This window comes from Paenibacillus sp. CMAA1364 (assembly GCF_054373195.1).
Window position 1 is genome coordinate 40852 of sequence record NZ_JBITNB010000022.1, and the last position, 18905, is coordinate 59756.

At 40.9% G+C, this 18905-nt stretch carries 17 protein-coding genes; 12 read left to right on the plus strand and 5 right to left on the minus strand.

Annotated elements, in window-relative coordinates; all coding sequences use genetic code 11:
• Nucleotides 1-8 precede the first annotated feature (8 nt).
• The 3 genes from ACH8E3_RS12745 (at nt 9) to ACH8E3_RS12755 (ending at nt 4506) form a co-directional block, all read left to right on the plus strand.
• Nucleotides 9-1643 (plus strand): extracellular solute-binding protein, encoded by a 1635-nt coding sequence (locus tag ACH8E3_RS12745; protein WP_458633018.1) that lies wholly within the window; start codon nt 9-11, stop codon nt 1641-1643.
• A gap of 230 nt (nt 1644-1873) precedes the next feature.
• A complete protein-coding gene (locus ACH8E3_RS12750) occupies nt 1874-3262 on the plus strand; it encodes a sulfatase (RefSeq protein ID WP_458633019.1) in 1389 nt (462 codons plus the stop codon).
• Nucleotides 3241-4506: an anaerobic sulfatase maturase gene (locus tag ACH8E3_RS12755; protein ID WP_458633020.1), complete on the plus strand. Its 1266-nt coding sequence runs from the start codon at nt 3241-3243 to the stop codon at nt 4504-4506. Before ACH8E3_RS12750 ends, ACH8E3_RS12755 begins: the two co-directional genes overlap by 22 nt.
• 269 nt (nt 4507-4775) lie before the next feature.
• On the opposite strand, the gene ACH8E3_RS12760 is transcribed toward ACH8E3_RS12755, so the two are convergent.
• Nucleotides 4776-5975 carry an ROK family protein gene (locus ACH8E3_RS12760; RefSeq protein ID WP_458633021.1) on the minus strand — a complete coding sequence of 400 codons (1200 nt, stop codon included), beginning with the start codon at nt 5973-5975 and terminating at the stop codon, nt 4776-4778.
• A 183-nt stretch (nt 5976-6158) separates the two neighbouring features.
• Between ACH8E3_RS12760 and ACH8E3_RS12765 the strand changes: the two genes are divergently transcribed.
• The 6 genes from ACH8E3_RS12765 to ACH8E3_RS12790 all read left to right on the plus strand — a co-directional run bounded on the left by ACH8E3_RS12765 (nt 6159) and on the right by ACH8E3_RS12790 (nt 12093).
• Entirely contained in the window at nt 6159-6845 is a 687-nt protein-coding gene (locus ACH8E3_RS12765; protein WP_458633022.1) for a chromate transporter, read from the plus strand.
• Between the two features lie 13 nt (nt 6846-6858).
• A complete protein-coding gene (locus tag ACH8E3_RS12770; RefSeq protein WP_458633023.1) occupies nt 6859-7392 on the plus strand; it encodes a chromate transporter in 534 nt (177 codons plus the stop codon).
• Between the two features lie 39 nt (nt 7393-7431).
• Nucleotides 7432-8358, plus strand: a complete 927-nt coding sequence (locus tag ACH8E3_RS12775; RefSeq protein WP_458633024.1) for a formylglycine-generating enzyme family protein — start codon at nt 7432-7434, stop codon at nt 8356-8358.
• A gap of 40 nt (nt 8359-8398) precedes the next feature.
• The gene (locus ACH8E3_RS12780) at nt 8399-9859 is read left to right on the plus strand and encodes a sulfatase family protein (protein WP_458633025.1); all 1461 of its coding nucleotides are present in this window, start codon (nt 8399-8401) and stop codon (nt 9857-9859) included.
• Between the two features lie 51 nt (nt 9860-9910).
• Nucleotides 9911-10900 carry an L-glyceraldehyde 3-phosphate reductase gene (mgrA, locus tag ACH8E3_RS12785; protein WP_458633026.1) on the plus strand — a complete coding sequence of 330 codons (990 nt, stop codon included), beginning with the start codon at nt 9911-9913 and terminating at the stop codon, nt 10898-10900.
• 173 nt (nt 10901-11073) lie between these two features.
• Complete coding sequence (locus ACH8E3_RS12790; protein WP_458633027.1) at nt 11074-12093, plus strand: asparaginase; 1020 nt, start codon at nt 11074-11076, stop codon at nt 12091-12093.
• Nucleotides 12094-12140: 47 nt separating this feature from the next.
• Here the strand turns inward: ACH8E3_RS12790 and ACH8E3_RS12795 are convergent, their stop codons facing one another.
• Nucleotides 12141-12911, minus strand: a complete 771-nt coding sequence (locus ACH8E3_RS12795) for a polysaccharide deacetylase family protein (RefSeq protein ID WP_458633028.1) — start codon at nt 12909-12911, stop codon at nt 12141-12143.
• A 121-nt stretch (nt 12912-13032) separates the two neighbouring features.
• Here ACH8E3_RS12795 and ACH8E3_RS12800 point away from each other — a divergent pair, with 121 nt between their 5' ends.
• Complete coding sequence (locus ACH8E3_RS12800) at nt 13033-14781, plus strand: ABC transporter ATP-binding protein (protein ID WP_458633029.1); 1749 nt, start codon at nt 13033-13035, stop codon at nt 14779-14781.
• Entirely contained in the window at nt 14778-16517 is a 1740-nt protein-coding gene (locus ACH8E3_RS12805; protein ID WP_458633030.1) for an ABC transporter ATP-binding protein, read from the plus strand. The genes ACH8E3_RS12800 and ACH8E3_RS12805 overlap by 4 nt, the downstream gene beginning before the upstream one ends.
• 57 nt (nt 16518-16574) lie before the next feature.
• Here the strand turns inward: ACH8E3_RS12805 and ACH8E3_RS12810 are convergent, their stop codons facing one another.
• The 3 genes from ACH8E3_RS12810 to ACH8E3_RS12820 are packed head-to-tail and all read right to left on the minus strand — an operon-like array spanning nt 16575 to nt 17958.
• The gene (locus ACH8E3_RS12810) at nt 16575-16868 is read right to left on the minus strand and encodes a putative quinol monooxygenase (protein ID WP_458633031.1); all 294 of its coding nucleotides are present in this window, start codon (nt 16866-16868) and stop codon (nt 16575-16577) included.
• 41 nt (nt 16869-16909) lie between these two features.
• Nucleotides 16910-17545: a nitroreductase family protein gene (locus tag ACH8E3_RS12815; protein WP_458633032.1), complete on the minus strand. Its 636-nt coding sequence runs from the start codon at nt 17543-17545 to the stop codon at nt 16910-16912.
• A 26-nt stretch (nt 17546-17571) separates the two neighbouring features.
• On the minus strand, nt 17572-17958 hold the full coding sequence (locus ACH8E3_RS12820) for a MarR family winged helix-turn-helix transcriptional regulator (RefSeq protein ID WP_458633038.1): 387 nt from the start codon (nt 17956-17958) through the stop codon (nt 17572-17574).
• A 340-nt stretch (nt 17959-18298) separates the two neighbouring features.
• Here ACH8E3_RS12820 and ACH8E3_RS12825 point away from each other — a divergent pair, with 340 nt between their 5' ends.
• Complete coding sequence (locus ACH8E3_RS12825; RefSeq protein WP_458633033.1) at nt 18299-18835, plus strand: hypothetical protein; 537 nt, start codon at nt 18299-18301, stop codon at nt 18833-18835.
• Nucleotides 18836-18905: the final 70 nt, after the last annotated feature.

The following is an 18905-nucleotide window of genomic DNA, read 5'->3' on the forward strand; positions in this document are numbered from 1 at the left end:
CTTCATCTATGAAAGTTAAAAAAGGAAAGTTTATCACACTTATTGCCTGTACTGCATTACTTGCAAGTATGCTGGCAGGATGTGGTAGCGGCAACAATAGTAATGAAGGTAGTGCCAATGCACCTAAGAATCCAGATACAAACTCTAGTGCAAATGTAGATGATCCATATAAAGAACCTATGGAAATCTCGATCGCATTCTGGGATATTGAGGCTGAAATTGCAAAATTAGCACAGGATCCAATAGCCCAAGATATTCTGAAGAAATTTAATATCACGATCAAACCAGTGAATACGACATGGGATGACTATGCTCAGAAGATTCAAATGTGGGCTTCATCTGGTCAGCTACCTGATATATTCGCCATTGATGCTATTGGAACACAATACCAGAGAAAATGGATTGATCAAGGTGTTGTCAAGGCACTTCCAGATCTAGCTAAATATCCGAACCTTGAAGAATTCTTTAAGGCACCAGATATTGCAGGATTGGCTGTAGAAGGTAAACAATATACTGTTCCACGTCGTATGTTCCCAACGTTAGACTGGAGTGCTCTAGATAGAACAGTTCTATATAGATGGGATTTAGCACAAAAGGCTGGTATTACGAAAGAACCTGAAACATGGGATGAATTCAAAGCGATGCTTGATGCCATCGTGAAACAAGATACTGAGGGCAAGAAGATTACGGGTCTGACAGCAGCACAAGTGAAGATGATTGGTGGTTTCTTCTGGCTATATGGTAATCCACTCGCAACTAGTGATGGAAGCGGAAGTGATTATAAATGGATTGAAGAAGATGGGAAGCTAATTCCGGCAGTGTTCTCTAAGAATGCTGTTCCAGCTCTTCAGAATATGAGAGAAATGTATGAGAATAAATTGATTGATCCAGATATCGCGTTAACTAAACCAGATGTTTCTTATGATAAGTTTGTTTCTGGTAAGGCAGCTGCAGTACTTACTGGTGGTGGATTTATTAACTTTGATGGTAATGTGAATACGAAGCGTTGGGAGCAGACATACCCAGACGTAGAAATCACAGATAGTGTTAAAGTTCTTAAGCCACTAGTTGGACCTGACGGTGAACGCCACCACGCTGTTTTCAAAACATACTGGTCTGAAAGTTATTTCAGTGGAAAGATCAGCGACGAGAAAATGGAACGCATCATGGCAATGTATGATTATATCCTTTCACCTGAAGGAAAAGATTTGTTGACTTATGGTAAGCTAGATGAAGATTACAAAATCGAAGGCGACAAAAAAGTTGCTATTGGTGATACACCGCTTCATGAGAAATACCCAACAAGAATGTTCTTCAAGAACTTAGTTTCTTATGAGACATCCGATAGTTATGATATGAATAACCCATCGATTACAAGTGAGAAGATTCGTCAAGAAGGTATTGACTATATCGATTGGATTATTGAGAATACCAAAGTGTCAGATTATGATATTCGCTTAACTTATATGTCTACTCCAGCGAAAGACAAGTTCACTGTCTTAGATCATGATGATCTTTTGAAAGTTATGCTTTCTAAAGAACCAGTTGAAAAAGTATGGGATGGTATTATGAAGGATTACAAAGCTAAAGGATTAGATAAAGTTATTGAAGAAGTTAATGCAAAAGCAGCAGAATTGAAGTAATAACAATTAAAATAGGCAACTTCCTGAAAGTTCTAACTTTCAGGAAGTTGTCTTCATATGTAAGGTGTGAAAATTTTTTAGCTATTGTGAAATATCAAATAGACAATAATTGATGTTAGCTTCTAGTATGAACGATAGGATATAGCCTAATATCATCAGAATAAATAAGAGACGATTGTTCTTCAACAAGTGCGAATAAAACTACGAGCTATACGAAGGAGAAATTGATTATGCGAATTTTATATCTCGACCTGGACGCTTTACGTCCTGATCATCTAGGTGCTTATGGATACCATCGAAATACGTCTCCTAATATTGATTCTATTGCTGCAGAAGGTGTGAGATTTGACAATTGTTATACTTCTGATGCACCCTGTTTGCCATCGAGAACAGCAGTGATGTCTGGTAGATTCGGAATTCATACAGGTGTTAACGCACATGGCGGTACGGCAGCTGATATGCGAAGAGAAGGAGCTACTCGAGGATTTCATGATATCCTTGGACAAGAAAGTCTACCCGCTTTTCTGAAGAAGTCAGGTATGCGTACGATATCGATAAGTCCATTTGCGGAGAGACATGGTGCATGGACTTTTAATGCAGGGTTCTCGGAAGTATATAACACAGGCAAATGTGGATTAGAATCTGCGGAAGAAGTTACGCCTGTTGTACTCGATTGGATTGATAGAAATGCGAAGGAAGATAACTGGTTCCTACATATTAATTATTGGGATCCGCATACACCTTACCGTGCCCCGGAAGATTTCGGGAATCCGTTTGAGAATGAAGAAATACCTTCTTGGTTAACGGAGGAAGTTGTAGCTTCCCATTTGGAGAAAGATGGTCCATGCAACCTACAAAATATCGATATGTTCGTCCGCCCAGAATATCCAAGGCAACCTGGTATGGTTAGTGATATGGCTGGTGTACGTCGAATCATTGATGGTTATGATTGTGCAGTTCGTTATATGGATGGCCATATTGGAACACTGTTTGAAGCGCTTCGTAAAGAGGGTGTCATGGATGATCTAGTGATTATTATCAGTGCAGACCATGGGGAGAACTTGGGCGAACTAGGGATTTATTGCGAGCATGGTACGGCTGATCATGCAACATGTCGCGTGCCCATGATTATTAGATACCCTGGTTGTAAATCAGGTCATGTAGATGATGGTTTACACTATCAATTGGATCTAGCTCCGACGATAGCTGAACTCATGAATCAACCCGCAGCTACATCTTGGGATGGTACCAGTTTTGCTCCTAGCATCATGCAGGGAGAAGATAGTGCCCAACCTTATCTGGTCGTTACGCAATGTGCGCATGTCTGCCAACGGAGTGTACGATTTGGAGATTATATGTATATCCGCTCGTATCATACGGGATATTTCGAAATTGAGAATGAGATGTTGTTCAATGTGAAGGAAGATCCTCATGAACAATATAATCTTGCGAAGTCTCATCCGGAATTGTGCCATCAGGCTGTTTATATATTGAATGAATGGCATGATCACATGATGAACACGATGCCATATACGGAGGATCCGCTGTGGGTCGTTATGAATGAGGGTGGACCTCTTCATGCAAGGGATTATTTGCAGTGGAGAAGAAGTGCACGATGAGCGGCTGTATACAAACTTCAAGACCCCAGAACCTTCATGTGATGTGGAAGACGGTCTCAGAAGATTGTAATCTGGCGTGTGACTATTGCTACTACAGCACCGCTGGTGGCAAGCCACATCATCCTATACGTACGATGGACGTAGATCTTCTAGAACGTTTTATCACGCAATACATGAACAGATCATCAGGGATTGCCACCTTTTCTTGGCAAGGCGGGGAACCGTTATTGGCAGGACTTCCATATTTCGAGAAGGTTGTCTCCATACAAGCACGTACTGCACCTGCAAATACGGTGATAAGTAATGGATTACAGACGAACGGAACGCTCATCAATGAGAAATGGGCAGGTTTTTTTAAACAGTATCACTTTCTTGTTGGGGTTAGTCTTGATGGACCGCAACCGATTCACGATACGCGTCGAGTAACGGGTTCGGGTCAAGGAAGTTTTGAGCAAGTGATGCGTGGAATTCGCCATCTAGAGAATGCGGGTGTGGAATATAATATCCTGACGGTCTTACATGAGGACAACATTACGAAACCGGATGAGTTGATGGCATTTTATAAGGAGCAGAAGTTCCAATACATTCAATTCATTCCTTGTATGGATTTTGTCTCACAGCAGAGCGGTATGGCTGGGAAATTCCGAATTACACCTGAACAATATGGACGATTTCTATGTCGGACCTTTGACTTGTGGTACAACGAAGGATACCCAGAAATTCCTGTGCGTATTTTTGAGAATATGCTTCTTGTTCTTATGCATCGACCTTCAGAAGCGTGTGTTCATAGTGTGTCCTGTCCGAAAATGATGGTGCTTGAGACCAATGGGGATGCCTATCCTTGTGATTTCTTTATCGATGATGAACATAAGCTTGGAAATATTGGGGATACGGACTTAGAGACATTGCTAGATAGCCCGGTATACGATGAATTTCTACAGTTGAAGCCGAATATGAATGAGACGTGCCGAACATGTGAATTCATTAGCTTCTGCCATGGGGGATGCCCACGTAACCGAAACTGGTTAGATGTGTTTGATCGTTCTGAGGTGGATTATTTCTGTTATAGCTATAAAATGTTCTACGCTCATGCCTATGAGCGGATGACTCTCATTGCTAACCGGTTGAAGACAGAACAGATGTTGGATTATCGAAGAAATGGTCATCCATTGCCTGGACGAAATGAGATATGTCTATGTGGTAGTGGTAAGAAGTTCAAGAATTGTTGTCAGACTCGATCATAATTTTGACGTAATGCAACACTACGAATGTGAATCATTCTTCCGATCGCTGTTGGTACCAGATTTCTTCTCAATCTTATGAAAAAGGTTGAAATCCGGGACCAAAGCATAAGCTTCCGAAGTAGCTTTCCGTTGGAAAGCTTGTAGGCGAACGCTTCGCTTCTCCAGTATGACTCCGCCTTCTCCGTTGTAGCTTTATTTCTCGTTACAACTCAAAGGCTGACCCCTGTAATTTCTCAGGAGTCAGCCTTTTTCAATTGTTATAATAAATTCTAAAGAACCATATGATTTCGTACCATGATGGCTGCGCCTGTCACAACTGCTTCCTCCCTTAATTTACCTAATGAGAATTGAGGGTGGTATTCAGGATAACGATAGATGTTCTTCAACGCAACGGAGGATGCAGTCTCGAAGAATAATGGATGGGAGTGAATAAGTGCACCACCTAAAATAATCGTCTCGGGATGAAATAAGTTAATCACATTAGCAAGTCCAATACCCAAATAAACGGCCGCCTTTGTAAATAATTCGCGAGCATGCGCATCGCGATCTCTGAGCGCTTGAACTAATACATCGTAAGTTAATTGTTCTAGTGATACTTGATATGTACTCAGTATCTGATCGCGCCCCATCTTTACTTCGTCACGTGCGTGTTGTTCCAGAGCCTGTACAGACACGAACGCCTCCAGAGCACCATGATTCCCCGAATTAAGTAATCGAGGTCCACTGGTTTCTATAATCATTTGTCCAATGGCATCCTCCATATCCATGGTACCATGGAGAATGACTCCGTGGGACATCATGGATGACCTTAGACCTGCTCCAGCATGAACATATAACATATGTTGTATGTCTGCATGTCGAATGGACCAACGTTCACCCAGAAGTGCGGCATTAGCGCCATTGTCCAACCATGCCTTGAAGCCCGTTCGTTCCTCCACAAGCTGACATATAGGGAGATTATTCCAACCCGTAGCAGGAAAGTGTAATGGAGATAGTATCAAGCCTTTATTACGATCAAGCGGGCCGACAGCTCCAATTCCAATCCCAATAATTTGACTATCTACCAACTGGTGATCCCTTAGAAAAGCACGTATATGTGTAGTTATATGATCCAAAAAGTTATCAGGAGTAAATGCTTCATCCATTCGCCAATGAATAATAGATTTGGGACTCATCTGCATATCAAATAAACCGAGTGATGAATATACCCTGGAAATTTCTAAACCCAATACATATCCGTACGACGGGTTGATCTGGTAAAGAATTGGCCGTCTTCCCCCACTAGATTCTCCAAATCCAGATGCAATGAGTAAGCCTTCTGCGGTCATCTCTTCTAATAGACGGGTCATGGTGCTTTTGGTTAGTGAGAATGTGGTTAGCAGATCAGACTTCGATACAGTACCTTGTTCTGCAATTCGTTCATACAGGAGTTTTTTCGTTGATAAAATAAAAGTTGAACGCTTGTCCACAATATACCTCCAAAGAAGCTTATGATCATGATTATTTCATCCAGTATAACCCATATCGAAACAAATGTATTTCACAGTCAGAAATATTGGAAATATTTATTTTAACAAATAGTCAAAAACTTAATTCCATTTTGATAAAAAGTGCTATAATAGATATATAAGAAAGAAATGAGGGTGGAATTTATGAGAATATATGCAGAGACTACGGCACATACAAAGTCTCATATAAAGACTCATTCAAAGGCGCAGGCAACATTAACATTACTATTTCAGTTATTCTGGACATTCTTGAGGATTGGTCCTGTTACCTTCGGTGGAGGGTATGCAATGATCCCTATGATAGAGAGAGAAGTAACAGACAAACGGGGTTGGCTTGACGAGACGGAGATGGACGATATTCTATCTTTAGCTGGTTCTGCACCCGGTGGTGTAGGTGTGAATGCTTCTGCATTTATTGGATATCGGCTTGCTGGTGTATTAGGTGCAATCGTAGCGATTGCAGGGATTACGATACCAACGGTTATTATCGTTTGTTTGCTGAGTTTAGGTTATTCGAAGTTTGATGACCTGCCTAAAGTAGATGCTGCAATGAAAGGGATTCATGGTGCGATCATTGCATTAATACTGATCGCTGCATATCGGATGGGCAAAAATGCGTTGTTCGACAAGACAACTGCAGCGTTGGCTGTGAGCGTCATGCTTATTCTTTTAGTAATGAATGTGAATCCTATATATATGATTGCAACGGGTTTGATTGTTGGATTCGTATTAACACGCATCAAACAATGGTTCGGACTTCAAGTGCGTGTGGAGAAGAGGCAATCTCATTCTTCACATGAAGAAGCGAATTACCCAGAGTATTACATCTAAGGGGGAATCATAAATGTTATGGGAATTATTTATCACTTTCATTAAAATTGGATTTCTATCCTTCGGTGGCGGTTATGCGATTATTCCGATGATTCAGCATGAGGCCGTAGGGGGTGGATGGTTATCTCAAATGGATTTTCAAGAGATCGTATCTATCGCGGGAATGGCACCAGGCCCTGTTGCGACGAATAGTGCAACCTTGATCGGATATCGTATTGCTGGTTTTCAAGGTGCTTTAGCGTCAACGTTAGGTATAGTTCTGCCATCTTTAATTGTCATTGTTATGATTTCAATGTTCTTTTATCGCGTCAAAGATAGTCACTGGATCAAAGTAATGTTCTACGGTTTACGTCCTGTCATCACAGGATTAATTGCTTACGCTGCTATTCATTTTGGATTCATGGGTAAGGATCAACCGTTCTTCACCTGGCCAACACTAATGACGTTTATAATCGTATTCGCTGCACTATACGGACTGATCAAATATAAGTTACATCCATTGACGATTATTGTGGCTTCAGGCATTCTAGGGATAGCATTATTTTAATTAAAAAATACGTACTATCTATAGATAGGGGAAGTGCATATGAATGAGCACCAAAAGTCTTGTTGCGCAGCGAACCGGGATCAAGTCAAAGGCATTGGAATCGATACTTTAAATAGAGATCAGGAATTCATACAACAGTCATCAAGTGATTTAGATGTAACGGGTATGGTGCTGATTCCAGGAGGTACCTTTCTTATGGGGACAGAAGATAAGGAAGGATTTCCAGCAGATGGGGAAGGGCCTGTAAGGAATGTTACAGTATCCTCCTTTCTCATAGACGAGACCACCGTCACCAATGAGCAATTTGCTAAATTCGTAGAAGCAACTAGCTACGTTACAGATGCCGAACGTTTTGGATGGTCCTATGTGTTTCATTCTTTTGTCTCAGAAGAGACAGGCAAGAAGGTTACACAATTGGCGGAGCAGACCCCATGGTGGTGGGTTGTAGAAGGTGCCTATTGGCGTCATCCCGAAGGAGCAGATTCCCATGTCAATGAGCGCTTAGATCATCCTGTTATCCACATGTCTTGGCATGATGCTGATGCGTATTGCCGCTGGGCAGGTAAACGTCTTCCAACAGAAGCGGAATGGGAATATGCAGCCCGTGGCAGCCTTCATCAGAAGAGATATCCATGGGGAGACGAATTGAAACCGAGTGGGGAACATCGCTGTAACATTTGGCAAGGAAAGTTCCCAGAGAAGAACCATGCGAGTGATGGTTATGCAGGTACCGCGCCTGCGCGGTCCTATGTGGCTAACGGTTACGGCCTTTATAATATGGCAGGGAACGTATGGGAATGGAGTGTGGATTGGTTCACACCTAATGGCAAGGTACGGTCCATGCGTGGGGGATCCTATTTATGTCATAAATCATATTGTAACCGTTATCGTGTAGCTGCTAGAAGTAAGAATACACCGGACAGTTCTTCCGGTAATATTGGTTTTCGATGTGCGAAGGATGTTTGAATTATGTGTTTAATTACATATTATGAAGGAGTATATGAAAATGAATCGTAAGAAGAAAACTCATATATGGCTTATTACAGCAGATCAGATGCGTGCCGATGTTATTGGTAGTGAGAATATTACAGTACAGACGCCAACACTCGATAAGTTAGCTTCAGAAGGAACTGTCATGGCGAATGCTTATTGTGCGAGTCCTGTATGTACACCATCGCGTGCTTCCATATTCACTGGTCGTTATCCACATGTCCATGGGGCATGGAATATTGGTGTATCGCTTGATGAGGATGAGGTAACCCTTGCTGATTATCTGAAAGAAGAGAACTACAAGACGGTTGGCGTTGGAAAGATGCACTTTCGCTCCCAATGTAAACCAGGGTTCTCTACCGAAGCAGAGGATGTAGTGATACGTGATCGAGCTAGGAATAGGGATCATACCTATTATGGCTTTGACGAACATCATATATCAGAAGATAATCCAGTAGGTGAATATTTGGATTGGCTACGTGAACGTGATCCAGTGGTAGCAGATCGGTTCGAACTGGATCGATTCCGATCAAAGGATGCCGAGCATGATGTATGGGAGAGTGATATGCCAGCCGAGCTTCATCAGACTTACTGGACAGCACAAAAAAGTATTGATGCCATATTGGCGCATGATACGGATCAACCTCTATTCTTATGGACGAGCTTTGTCGACCCACATCATCCATTTGATCCACCTAAGGCTTATGCCGATCTATATGCGGATGCTGATATTGCGATTCCACACTCTTCTCCAGATGAATTGAAGCTTCGTCCAGAACACCTACGTCAACAAGGAACAAATGGGTATTGGCCTGGAGGCGGAGAAGCTCATTCATATACGAATGAACATCTTGCTAGAGTCATCCGTAATTATTATGGAATGATTACATTTATAGATGAACAAATTAATCGTATTATGGACGTTTGGAAGAAAAAGGGTGTGTACGATGATGTTCTAGTCGTATTTACGAGCGACCATGGGGAACTGCTTGGTGATCATGGTCTTATGTATAAGGGACCTTGGTTCTACGAAGGGTTAACTCGTATTCCAATGATTATTAAGGGTCCTGGGATCACACGTGGTGAGAGATCGTCCGGCTTGATGGAGCACGTTGATATTCTACCAACATTGCTTGATGCTATAGGTCGAACACGTCCTTATGGCGTGCAAGGTTTATCGCAATTAGACGTACTGAATGGTCAGAAGCTTAACGTACGTGATGCTGCCATCACTTCGTATGATGCACATGATCGGGGGATCCAAGCGAAATGCTTACGCACGGACCGATACAAGCTAGTTGTGTTCGCTGGTGAGAACTATGGTGAATTATATGATATGCTAGAAGACGCAGACGAACGTTGTAATCTATTCTTTGATGATGCGTCACGTGATGTGAAATATAGTCTGTTGGAAATGCTTACACATCGACTCATTCAAGATCAAGATCCACTTCCGGAACGATTAACGAACTGGTAATTATATGTATGGGATAGTTGCCTCACAATATCTTAACAAGGAGTGATTGATGTGGTATACACGGCAAATGAGCAACGATATGAACAAATGGCTTATAGAAGAAGTGGAAAAAGCGGGCTGAAACTACCTGCTATTTCCCTAGGACTATGGCATAATTTTGGTGGAATAGATAAGTATGAGAACGGTAGAGAAATGGTTAGAAAAGCGTTCGATTTGGGTATCACGCATTTCGATCTTGCGAACAACTACGGACCACCTGCTGGATCAGCTGAGGAAACGTTCGGTAGAATTCTACGAGATGATTTCTCCGCATATCGGGATGAAATGATTATATCAACCAAAGCTGGGTATTATATGTGGCCTGGTCCTTATGGCGAATGGGGATCTAAGAAGAGCTTAGTGGCTAGTCTTGATCAGAGCTTATCCAGATTGGGACTGGATTATGTAGATATTTATTATCATCATAGACCAGATGAGGACACACCTCTTGAAGAGACGATGTCTGCCCTTGATCTAATCGTTCGTCAAGGAAAGGCGCTGTATGTTGGACTCTCCAATTACTCTCCTGAGATGACGCTAGAAGCTTCACGTATTCTGAAAAGACTTGGAACACCTTGCCTGATTCATCAACCTTCTTATTCGATGATAATGCGTAAACCAGAGCAAGGCTTACTCGATGTGTTAGAAGCTGAAGGTATCGGGTCTATTGCTTACTCCCCATTATATAAAGGGATACTAACGGACCGCTATCTAAATGGTATTGCATCGGATTCAAGAGCAGCAGGTCCGAGTGTGTTCATGAATGCGAAGGAATTAACAGAGGAGCTGTTAGGCAAAGTAGCTAAGCTTAACGATCTTGCTATGGAGCGCGGTCAGAAGCTATCTCAAATGTCCCTAGCTTGGGTGCTTCGTAAGGAAAAGGTGACCTCTGCTCTGATTGGAGCAAGCAAGGTCAGCCAAATTGAGGATGCTGTAGGAACTATAAACAACCTTGCATTCACGGATGATGAGTTAACACGTATAGATCAGATTCTATCTTAGTGGCTATTCTAGTCTAATCCTAAATTCAGTCCAAACATGAATGTCGTGTTTGGCTGTTTTTGTATGAGAAGAATTTGTAGTTATGAAACGATATGCCATGCTTGTCGTTGTAGCCTTTTGTGTTGAATATGTTTATGATGAAATAAGTCAAAAGGCAAAAGGAGACAACAAAGATGAGTCAAGCCATTCAAGTATTTAGAGGAGAGTATGTTGAGAGTGCACATCATATTCATATAGCTGTTGTAGACCATACAGGAAAGCTATTGTATTCATATGGAGATCCGAATCGATTAACGTTTGCGCGTTCGGCAATGAAGCCATTTCAAGCCGTTCCACTTGTAGAGACAGGAACAGCAAAGGCATTTCAATATTGTTGTTCAGATATAGCATTAAGCTGTGCTTCACATAGTGGTGAGAGTATACATCGAGAAGCTGTATTAGACATTCTTGATCGTATTGAACTTGCGGAAGATGCATTACAGTGTGGAACGCATGTTCCTCGTGATAAAGCAAGTTATATACAACTGATTCAATCAGGTAAAGAGCTAACACCCGTCTATAGTAACTGTTCGGGTAAGCATGTGAGCATGTTGGCAACAGCGGTTCATAGGAATGAAGATATTCATACCTATCCAGACATTCAACACCCTATTCAGCAGAGAATTCTTCAAGTGATTGCTGAAGTATGTTGTATCGCTGTCGAGGAAATAGGTCTTAGTGTAGATGGTTGTGGTCTGCCTGTACATCAGATTCCATTGTGCAACACAGCGCTTGGTTTCGCTCGATTAGCACAACCGAATGGAACGGTATCGTCAACTAAAGCTGAAGCACTGGCAACCATTCGTGATGCAATGATAGAACATCCTGAGATGGTTGCAGGTATGAAGAGGTTCGACATGGATGTGATGAGAGCTTTTAAGGGGAATCTCGTCACGAAAGTAGGAGCAGAAGGTGTACAGTGTCTTGGAATTATTGATCGTGGCATTGGGATTGCGATTAAGGTGGAGGACGGATCAGATCGTGCATCGGGTGTTGCAGCAATGGAAGTATTAAGACAACTGGGTATTGGTGATAATACAACAAATGAATTGTTGAAGGACTATATTGAAGCACCTGTGTTAAATGCAAGGGGCATTAAGATTGGTGTTGTAAAACCAAACTTTATACTAATCAAACATAGCGTAGAATTGTAAGAATTCTACGCTATAGTATTATGAACACTAAATTAACGTTATCGGAATTATTCGCTAACTTCAATGTGCTTTCCTGGAAGATCTTTATTGGAGAGTAATTCAGAAACGGTAACGAATGAATAACCTCTCTTTGTTAATTCAGGTAATACAATTTCTAAGGCCTCTATTGTGTTTGAACCTTTGTATACAAAGTCATGCATCAGAATAATATCGCCATGATGAACGTTATTTAATATACTATTTACTATGGAATCTACACTTGGACTAATCCAGTCCCGTGTGTCTTGATCCCAAGACCAGAGAATCATCAACAACTCATTCTCCTTGCATATGCTCACAGATGTTTCATTATAATTACCACCAGGAGGCCTGAATAATGTTGCCTTTTGTCCAGTGGCATTATAAATAGCGTTTTGCGTTAGTTGCAGCTCTGATAGCATTTTAGTTCTAGAGAGACCCTGGAAAGAAGCGTGATCAAAAGAATGGTTCCCGATCTCGTGTCCATCTAATGATGCCTGCTTAACAATGTTTGGGAATTTCTCTACACGACTACCTAATACAAAAAAGGTTGCTTTAGCTTGGTATTGTTTAAGTAAAGCAAGTATTGCAGGTGTTCTATTAGGATCTGGACCGTCATCAAAGGTAAAAGCGATAACTTTCCGATCTGTTGGAACTTCCCAAACGATGTCTCCCCGTTTCTCATAATAGAATCTATTTTTACTAGCTGTTGAATGTGGCTCTGCATAGGCTGCGTTCATGGATATTAAATTAGCAATGGTAAATAATATAATTAAACGAGATTTAATCGAGATTATCATCAACCTCCATCTTTGGGGAGTTGTCTATTTGTTCATTTGTGATTATGGTTGTGAATATTATATTTCACCATGATGTAGTTAATTATTCGATAAGAATTTGTATGTTAGGTGTTGATCAAAGTTGTTTAAGCTAGCTATTTATTTGAAATCATATAAAAAAGAGGTCATCCTTGGACCGATCTTTAAGTTGTTAGAAGCCATATTTGAACTGCTACTACCTACGATCGTCGCGCTCATTATTAATAAAGGTATTGGGTTGCGTGATACTTCATATGTACTCACTATGGGTGGGCTTATGTTGATCCTATCGCTGATAGGATTCGGTTGTTCCATGGTCTGTCAATATTACGCAGCACGTGCCTCACAGGGCTTTGGAACGACATTGCGCAACACAATTTACAAACATATCTCATCACTCTCTTATGCGGATATGGATAAGTACGGAACATCATCACTTGTGAATCGAATAACCAATGATGTCAATCAGTTACAGTTGGCAGTGGCGATGTTAATTCGTCTTGTTATACGTGCGCCATTTATATGTATTGGTGCCATTATCATGTCTATGATCTTGGATTTTCAGTTATCTCTCATACTACTCTTAGCTACACCTATATTTGGCGTGATTGTGTATTTTGTCATTACTCGTTCCACGCCAATCTACCGTAGCTATCAACAGAAGTTGGATCGAATGGCACTTGTTCTAAGTGAGAATCTGTCAGGTGTCCGAGTTATTCGTGCTTTTGCGAAACGTAGAATTGAACAAGAGCGCTTTGATCATACTTCGGAGGATTTAACGCATACTGCCATACGAGTGGGTCGAATATCAGCCTTGTTGAATCCCATGACTACACTTGTAGTGAATGCTGCAATCATCTTAATTCTATGGGTCGGTGGAATTCATATCGATGAAGGACGGCTCTCACAGGGTGAGATTATTGCCTTTATGAACTATATTACGCAAATATTATTAGCACTCATTGTTGTTTCTAACTTGGTTATTATTTTCACCAAGGCATCCTCTTCCGCAGCAAGAATCAATGAGGTATTAACCACATCACCATCCGTGGTGGACTTGGGTAACATACCAACATCTTATCCCAATCTGGATGATCTCTCACATGTGCCAGCAATTACATTTAATAACGTTTCTTTCGCATATAACATGACAGGTGAATTGGTGCTTGAACAGATCAATATCGAGATTAAACGTGGTTCTACCGTAGGTATTATCGGAAGTACAGGCTCAGGCAAATCAACATTGATTAACTTAATACCGAGGTTCTACGATACAATCGAAGGAATCGTAACCATCGATGGAATGAATGTGAAAGATTATTCACTTCACGAACTAAGGAATAGAATTGGTCTAGTTCCGCAAAAGGCTATGCTGTTCACGGGTACGATTGCCGATAATATACGATATGGTCATGAGCATGCAACAGATCAAGATGTGGAAGAAGCGGCGTCCAAGGCGCAAGCCATTGAATTTATCGGTAAGCTTCCAGAAGGGTTTGATACGATTGTCGCGCGTGGAGGCCGTAATTTGTCAGGTGGTCAGAAACAACGATTAACGATTGCTCGTGCACTGGTTGCCCAACCACAAATTCTAATTCTGGATGATTCATCAAGCGCATTAGATTTCGCAACAGATACTGGGTTAAGACGTGCCCTCAAAGAAAGTAGTAACGCGATGACGATTCTTGTTGTATCCCAACGAGTCAGCACGGTACAGGAAGCAGATAGAATTATTGTGTTGGATGATGGTCGAGTGGTAGGGAATGGTGCGCATGATGAATTGATGGTTAGTTGTAGGGTATATCAAGAAGTGTACCGTTCGCAGCTTTCCAATAAGGAGTCAGTAGAATGAAGAATAAAGAAATATGGAAAAGACTCATACCTTACACAAGTAAATACAGACAAATGATCATTTGGGTCGTGTTATGTGCCTTGATCAGTGTTGTGACAAGCCTTGTAGGTCCATTATTCATTGGTCGAACGGTGGATCTACTTATAGGGGTTAACCAGGTCGATTTTCACGGTATGTTGGAATTGTTGGGTATACTAGCTAGCGTATATATCATAGGTGGTTTCTTTGGATGGCTACTGATCTATCTGACAAATCGTATTGCATACAAGACGGTATATGATATGAGACGTGAACTATTTGACAAGATGAATAACCTTCCGCTAGGTTATCACGATACTCATCCACAAGGAGACAGCATCAGTCGGTTCGTTAACGATATGGATATTGTCTCCGATGGATTATTACAAGGATTATCTACGCTACTTACAGGTGTAATTATGATTGTAGGTGCCATCGGCTTTATGCTTTATATTAATCCGCTAATGACTCTAACTGTTTTCATCTCAGCACCCGTATCGTATTTTGTTGCAAAATTTATTACGACAAGATCACAGCAGTTGTTTCGTGAGCAGGCCCATATTTTAGGTGGACTAAATGGATATGTAGAGGAAGCAATAGAAGGGCAAAAAGTAGTACAAGCATTTCAATATGAAGAACGCTCGATCCGTCATTTTGAAGAAAAGAATCAAGAACTGTATCATGCGGGTGTGAAATCTCAATTTTATGGTTCTTTATCAAATCCATCCACCCGTTTGGTTAATAATCTGACCTTTTCTGTTATCGCTACGATGGGCAGTATAGCCGTTATTCTAGATACCATCACAGTGGGGGAACTAACAAGCTTTCTGATCTTCTCCACCTTGTTCGCTAAGCCGTTTAATGAAATAACAGGTGTATTAACACAACTGCAATCAGCAAGTGCATCTGCACAACGAATTTTCAATGTCATGGATCAAACGTCGGAGCGTCATGACGATCCCGATGCGATTTCGTTGGAACATCTTAAAGGAGAAATCACCTTTGAGAATGTTAGTTTTGCATATCAACCTGATCGTCCACTGATTACTAATTTTAGTCTACATGTCGAGCCAGGAACTCGGATTGCTATTGTAGGACAGACTGGTGCTGGCAAGACAACACTGGTTAATTTATTAATGCGGTTCTATGATGTGGATCGTGGCTCTATTACAATAGATGGTGTTAATATCAATCAACTCACACGCGATAGCTTACGACAAAATTTCGGGATGGTATTGCAGGATACATGGTTATATGGAGGAAGTATCCGGGATAATATTGCTTATGGTAAGCCAGAGGCGACGATGGACGAAGTTATAACTGCCGCCAAGGCTGCTAATGCACATAGTTTCATACAAAAGTTGCCCGATGGTTATGATTCGTTGATTACGGGAACGGGGGGAAGTCTTTCGCAAGGACAAGAACAGCTACTGACGATTGCCCGTGTCATGCTAGTTGATCCACCAATGCTCATTCTTGATGAGGCTACAAGTAGTATTGATACGGTTACAGAGATTCGTATACAGAAGGCTTTTCAGACCATGATCAAAGGAAGAACAAGCTTTGTCATTGCACATCGCTTATCTACGATCCGAGAAGCTGATCTTATTTTGTACATGAAGAATGGGGATATCGTGGAGAGTGGAAGTCATGATGAATTGTTGAAGCGTGGTGGGCATTATGCAGGGTTGTACAACAGCCAGTTCACAACAACTTAAATATAGTTAAATAAAAAGGAGAAGGGGGAATCCCCTTCTCCAATTAAAGGTTGATATTTAACTCAAAGCTTGTCCGTTATAAACTTTGACATCAAGTGGTGAAGCTAAGAAATTAGCAGCCATACCAACGAAAGAAGTGAAGTGAGCGCTAGTATTGTGACTCGCTACAGCTTCAGTATCCTGCCAGACTTCAACCATAATCAATACATTGTCTTTGTCCGTACTTTTAAATAAATCATAAGAGATATTACCTGTTTCTGCTCTTGAAGCATCAATTAATGGTTGAATTTCCTTCATAAACGCTTCGTTTTGGTTACTAATAATATTAAATGTGGCATGAATTATAATCATGATGTAATCACTCTCCTAATGGTGTTATCGTTCTTGTTATTTTATTTCCACTGTGCAACTGCTTCGACAGGTAGACGTACCGAGGGATAACCACTTTCCGCTGCTCTACCAATAGTGACTAGCATAACTGGAACATAACGCTCTTTCTCTAAACCAAAAGCTTCTGCGATTTGATCCTTCTCATAACCACCAATTGGATTGGTGTCATATCCATGCGCACGAGCTACAAGCATAAGTTGCATAGCTACAAGTCCCCCATCAATAAGTACGGTATCTTTGTTCACTGCTGGGTCAAGTGTTGCGAAATGAGCTGCTAATCTAGGAAGTTGCATTTCTTTTGTTTCTAATGGCATGTAACCAAGTTCAACTGCCTTACCGTAAATTTCTTCAGCTTTGTCGAAGTTGTTAAGATCACCAAAGATAGCAATTACAGCAGAGGAAGTCTCTACTTGTTTCTGATTGAAGCGGGCAAGTGGAGCCAACGTTGCTTTGGCTTCAGGACTTTCGACTACAACAAATCGCCATGGTTGTAAGTTGAGTGAAGATGGTGCACGCGTTGCCTCTGTAAGGATTTCAGTCATTTCCTCACGGCTAATTTTGACGGATGTATCATAGTTTTTGATGGAGCGACGTTCTGCAACAATTTGTGTAAAATCATTTATTCTAGTGTTATTCATAATCATAAACCCCTTTTCTTAAATCGTTATAATTGATTGACATGATCAAGCATACGTTGAAGCATACCGGCCAACGCATGACGTTCTTGTGCATTGAAATCTTGAAGTAATTGCGAGATGAATTGTTGTTTCTCTTGTTTGTAGGTTGCAATTCCTTCTCGTCCAATAGCGGTTAACTTCACTAATGTGACCCGTTGATCTAATGGATTAATTCTTCGAGCGACGCTTCCTGACGCTTCTAGTTGTTGCAGATGTCTAGTGATAGCTGCATTATCAATCTTCATTTCCTTTTGGAGTGTAGATTGACTGATTTCATCGACTAGATAGAGCTGCTGTAATAATTGTAGTCTTGATGCACTTATGCCTGCACAACGTTCGAATTTGGTTGTGATCTGCTTACTAAGTGATTGCATCTGGTCAAAAATGTGTGCTTCTTCAGATAATAATTTGGTCACAAGAGCCCTCCTTAATATCATGTCTAAAATCAATGGGATTAATAGTTGATGCATCAATCATTGATATATCAATTAATATAAATCAAAAGTAAATATAAATCAAGCCCTATCTTCTTAGTCTAGAGTTCCCTTAAAAAGTTAATAATGAAAAGTAAGTTTCATACACATCCATTTGGGGTAATATAAAATCTGGATAAGCATTTTGTATACACTTTGTGAAATGTGTAACAATCCTTTGGGTTTTACTTCAAAACGTGATATACTTAATTTAAACAAATAACAACTAGGGGGATTTACAATGAAAAAGTTAATGACTTTAGGATTAGTGTTATCATTCGTATTGCTTGCAGCTTGTGGGAACAATAATGAGCCAGTAGCGAACGAACCTGTTAAACAAGAGACTTCTGCTGAAACGGATGTAGTAACAACGGCATCTATCGTAAATAATGAAGAAGCGTTCTTGAATGCGATTAGTAAAGATGGAACTTGGATTATCGCAACACTTAAAGATCTGAAGATTGATAAAGATCTAGTGCTGGATGGTCAATTCACGAATAGAGATGAGACTGCACGTAAAATTGCTCTGTACGAACAAGATGCAGATAAGAAGATTACTGCTTCTTATACACTAACTGCCCCTAAGTTAACAGTTACTAGTGAGAATGCAAGAATTCAAGGTGGAACATTTGTTGGTGATGTATACGTTGAAGCCAACGGATTCCTACTTGTAGATGCTAAGGTGGATGGTAATATTTACTTTGCAAAAGAAGAATATAAAACGTCATTTGATCCATCAAAGAATGGTGAAGTGACTGGTGTTACAGAAGTGAAATAATAACCACGTTCGTATATAAGGGGCTGTCCCAAAAGTAGATTTTCTACAAGCGAAGACAGACTCTCCGCAT

Coding starts and splice junctions, on each gene's coding strand:
- ACH8E3_RS12745 (WP_458633018.1), top strand. CDS start 9: ATGAAAGTTAAAAAAGGAAAGTTTATCACACTTATTGCCTGTACTGCA.
- ACH8E3_RS12750 (WP_458633019.1), top strand. CDS start 1,874: ATGCGAATTTTATATCTCGACCTGGACGCTTTACGTCCTGATCATCTA.
- ACH8E3_RS12765 (WP_458633022.1), top strand. CDS start 6,159: ATGAGAATATATGCAGAGACTACGGCACATACAAAGTCTCATATAAAG.
- ACH8E3_RS12770 (WP_458633023.1), top strand. CDS start 6,859: ATGTTATGGGAATTATTTATCACTTTCATTAAAATTGGATTTCTATCC.
- ACH8E3_RS12775 (WP_458633024.1), top strand. CDS start 7,432: ATGAATGAGCACCAAAAGTCTTGTTGCGCAGCGAACCGGGATCAAGTC.
- ACH8E3_RS12780 (WP_458633025.1), top strand. CDS start 8,399: ATGAATCGTAAGAAGAAAACTCATATATGGCTTATTACAGCAGATCAG.
- ACH8E3_RS12790 (WP_458633027.1), top strand. CDS start 11,074: ATGAGTCAAGCCATTCAAGTATTTAGAGGAGAGTATGTTGAGAGTGCA.
- ACH8E3_RS12795 (WP_458633028.1), bottom strand. CDS start 12,911: ATGATAATCTCGATTAAATCTCGTTTAATTATATTATTTACCATTGCT.
- ACH8E3_RS12805 (WP_458633030.1), top strand. CDS start 14,778: ATGAAGAATAAAGAAATATGGAAAAGACTCATACCTTACACAAGTAAA.
- ACH8E3_RS12810 (WP_458633031.1), bottom strand. CDS start 16,868: ATGATTATAATTCATGCCACATTTAATATTATTAGTAACCAAAACGAA.
- ACH8E3_RS12815 (WP_458633032.1), bottom strand. CDS start 17,545: ATGAATAACACTAGAATAAATGATTTTACACAAATTGTTGCAGAACGT.
- ACH8E3_RS12820 (WP_458633038.1), bottom strand. CDS start 17,958: ATGCAATCACTTAGTAAGCAGATCACAACCAAATTCGAACGTTGTGCA.
- ACH8E3_RS12825 (WP_458633033.1), top strand. CDS start 18,299: ATGAAAAAGTTAATGACTTTAGGATTAGTGTTATCATTCGTATTGCTT.